This window comes from Rummeliibacillus sp. TYF005 (assembly GCF_003844195.1).
Lineage (GTDB): Bacteria > Bacillota > Bacilli > Bacillales_A > Planococcaceae > Rummeliibacillus.
Map to the genome: position 1 here is coordinate 1 of NZ_ML122621.1, position 4015 is coordinate 4015.

The 4015-nt window shown below is 32.0% G+C and carries 3 protein-coding genes; 2 read left to right on the plus strand and 1 reads right to left on the minus strand.

All coding sequences use genetic code 11. The annotated features are described in order from the left end of the window. Positions 1 to 36: 36 nt before the first annotated feature. Both CW357_RS17730 and CW357_RS17735 read left to right on the plus strand, forming a co-directional pair. The gene (locus CW357_RS17730; RefSeq protein ID WP_124218766.1) at positions 37 to 1074 is read left to right on the plus strand and encodes an LCP family protein; all 1038 of its coding nucleotides are present in this window, start codon (positions 37 to 39) and stop codon (positions 1072 to 1074) included. A 207-nt stretch (positions 1075 to 1281) separates the two neighbouring features. After that, positions 1282 to 1938 carry a PAQR family membrane homeostasis protein TrhA gene (locus CW357_RS17735; protein WP_119417047.1) on the plus strand — a complete coding sequence of 219 codons (657 nt, stop codon included), beginning with the start codon at positions 1282 to 1284 and terminating at the stop codon, positions 1936 to 1938. Positions 1939 to 2018: 80 nt separating this feature from the next. Here the strand turns inward: CW357_RS17735 and abc-f are convergent, their stop codons facing one another. After that, positions 2019 to 3656, minus strand: a complete 1638-nt coding sequence (abc-f, locus tag CW357_RS17740; protein WP_124218768.1) for a ribosomal protection-like ABC-F family protein — start codon at positions 3654 to 3656, stop codon at positions 2019 to 2021. Positions 3657 to 4015 lie beyond the last annotated feature (359 nt).

Here is a 4015-nt window from a genome sequence, read left to right on the forward strand (position 1 = left end):
AAGAGCTCTTACTACTAATATACGAGGAGAACAATAATGGACAATAGTAGGGGCAAAAAAAATCGGAAAAGCAAAAAGAACAAGATCTTAAGATGGGTTATTGCAACATCAATAGTTTTACTGTTAGTTTCCATAAGTTATGGATCATTTGCTTTTTTTAAAGTAAAAAACGCAATGGATGATTCAAAAGTTGATCTACAAAGAAAAAATAATCGATCCGAATTAAGAGAAGAAGAAGTTACATTTAGTAAAGATCCAGTATCGATATTGTTATTGGGAATAGAAGATTACTCTAGCAAGAAAAAGGATGGGAGGGCAGATACTCAAATTGTAATGACATTAGATCCTAATACCAAAAAAGTTCATATGGTCACTATTCCAAGAGATACAAGAGTGAATATTGAAAATGCCGGTGAATATTCAGGTATACATAGGATCAATTCTGCTTACACCTATGGGGAATTATCAGGATACGGAGAAGCTAAACTTCAGGTAGAAACTGTAGAGAAATTATTGAATATTCCAATAGATCATTTTGTAGCGATTAATTTTGAAGCATTTCGGGATGTTGTGGATGCTCTAGGTGGTGTCACTATCGATATTAAGAAAGGATTTTGGGAAGAAAATATTTATAATAAGAAAAAAATCCATTTCAAAAAAGGGGAAGCACATTTATCTGGGGAAGAGGCATTAGCTTTTGTTAGAATGAGAAAACGAGTAGAGAATGTCACGTATTCTCGAGAAGAAAGACAAAGACAATTTTTGAAAGCAACGGTGGAGCAAGTTTTAAAAACAGGAACAATCCTTAAAGTAGGACAACTATCAGACATACTAGGTAAAAACATTGAAACAGACTTAACTTTCAATGATTTATATGCTTTGCAAAAGCAATATACAAAACTAAACAACTTATCCATAAATTCAATTGACATAGAGGGAACAGATCAGCTGGTAAACAAAGTGTATTATTATATTCCCAATAGGCAAAATTTAAGTGAAGTAAGTGATAGATTACGAACTATACTGAAACTAAATAAGACTGAATTTATAACAAATGCTGATTTTGGTCAATAAAGAGTATATCTGAAGCTTGAAAGTGGATATATATAAACAAGTCTACATCATTGAGTTATTTTTTATCTGGATTGTAGGAGTACCCCATAAACAATGGTCAATATGATATTTGTAATCTTTTATACATGACATCTGGTAATTCAATCGGTCCCATAAAAAAAGCATAATTATTGTATAAAGAATAAAAGCTTTTAGGAGGGATTGTTTATGAATGAACCAACAACAACTAGATCAAGTGAAACTATAGGCTTTAATTTTAAAAACGAAGAATTTTGGAATGTTATTACACATGGTTTAGGTTTCATACTTTCCATTCCAGCGCTCATATTACTAATTGTAAAGGCAAATGTTCTTGGGTCTGCATTACATATGGTAAGTTTTATTGTTTTCGGTGTTTCGATGATGGCATTATATTTGGCATCAACCTTGTTTCATGGATTTTCAAAATATAAACAAGTTTTCTCGAGATTAGATCACGCTTCCATCTATGTATTAATAGCTGGGACATACACACCTATTGCTCTCTTAGGTGTAGGAGGAAAGCTTGGTTGGGTTATTTTTGGTATTGAATGGGGCTTAACCATCTTAGGAATGATCTTTAAATACTTTTTCATCTATCGATATAATGCATTATCGTTAATCATATATATTGCAATGGGATGGCTTATTGTCATCGCATATCGCCCTTTAGTAGATAAGATATCTTGGGTGGGAGCTATTGTATTACTAACGGGTGGAATTTTATATACTGTAGGAACGTATTTTTATCAAAATAACAAAATTCCATTTAATCACGCAATATGGCATTTGTTTGTTTTGGGTGGAAGCGCGGCCATGTACTTGTGTGTGTTGAATTATTTGTGAGTTGCTAAATTATCACAGTAGAAAAATATAAAAGCCTACTATCCATTTGATGGAAGTAGGCTTTACTTATTTCTAGAACATTATTTTAGCTCATTAATTTGTCTAGTTAATTCATTGAACTTCTGGTCAAGATGTATATATTCGGGGTCATTAGCGGATAAAAAACTTAATCTTCCTAAGACTTCTTGGCGTTCATTTTCTAGCTTTAATCGTAATTCTGTTGAGTTCTTTTTTGTTTCATTTTCTGATACTGATTCAAGTTGCTTTTGAATCATTTTATTTGAGAAAACAAGCTTACTCGTAGTGATTTTCTTTAAAAAGTAGAGATCGTGTGATACGACAAGTAATGTACCAGTATATTCAGATAATGTTTCCTCTAATTGTTCTCGAGATGGTAAGTCTAGGTGATTCGTTGGTTCATCCAAAATAAGGGCGTCCTTATCTTCCAAAATATATGACATTAATTTGCATTTGACACGTTCACCCATACTCATTTTAGAGATGGGTTCTTTCCATTGTGCTGCGGTAAACCCTAGGTGTTTCATCAAATTTTGAACTTTGCTTCTTTCTTCGAAGTTTTCTTTATAAAATAATTGTTCAGGCGTTTGTGATAGTGGTAAATCAAATACCTCTTGAGTCAAGTATCCAATATCTGCACTTGGAGAAACCCATATGTCACCATCTGAAGTTTCAAGACCCATAATCATTTTCAGGAATGTTGTTTTTCTATTGCCATTTGGCCCAATAATCGCTATTTTTTCACCATGTTGAATAGTGAAATTGCCATCGCGAAATAATGTTCGACTTCCAAATGATTTTGCTAGATGTTTAACTTCTATAAAACGTTTTCCCAACTTTTTATGGTGGTCAATGGAAAATTTAACTGTATATTCAGGGGAAACTTTTTCTACTTTTGCTTTCTCAAGTTCATTCTCTAATCTCTTTCTTTTTGATTTTACCTGTTTATCCATTCCTTTTGCTTTTACACGATAGTATTCTTTATAGCCATCTTGCTTCGTTGATTGGCCATGAGCTATTTGAGACCAATTTGAAATTTGATGTATCTGTGATTGAATCCTTTTTATCATTTTCTGTTGTTTTTCAAACGCTAGTTGCTGGGAGCGCCGTCTTTGTTCTCGATGTTGGATGTAATCAGTATAATTTCCATATTGTTCGAATAGCTTTTTGTCTTCAATTGACCAAATTTTTGTAGCAACTTTATCTAGAAAATAACGGTTATGAGAAACAACAATTATCGAACCTTTATAATTTTTCATCAGCTTTATCAATAACTCAGTACTTTTTAAATCTAAATGATTCGTCGGTTCATCTAGTAATAGAAGATTGACATCCTTTGATAAACCTTCTGCAAGTCTTGCTTTTAACCTCTCACCACCACTAAGAAAGTTAAAATCAGTTGTTGGAACATTCCATTTTGATAAAAGAGTAGCCTCTAATGGATTTACATTTTCGGAATGGTAGGTTGCTACTTCTTGTTTAACATAGAAAGTGGTTATGTTTTTTTGAGGATAATGTAATTGCCCATTACTAGGCTTTAAATTACCTTGAATAAGACGTAATAATGTAGATTTTCCAGCACCATTTTTGCCAATGATACCAATGATTTCACCTCTTCGAATCGTTGCATTTATATCTTCAAATAAAGTTTGATCTTGAAATTCGAAGCTTATATTTTGTAGTTTTAAAAGTTCCTGCATATTGTATATCCCTCTTTTCAAAGGGAGAATAAAAAATCCCCCCAAAAATTTTTGGAAGGACTAGTCATTTTGCGCCGATTTAAAACGAGCTATTCAAAAACAATAGCTTTGTGTATATAAAGAAAATGGGCAGACTAATCCTATTTTTTGAAATTGAAATATGGCATTCCAATAAATAAAAAATAAGATTATAGAATCATCGTCCACCCATCGTCCCTTCTGTAATATTTGTCACTATTATACATCAATTTTCATAATTTTGAAAGAATTAAAAATAATCCTTATCAAAAAAGGAAGCACTTGAATAAAATATTTAGTATAAATACCTATAACCTGAATTATTCATAGAATTTTATAAA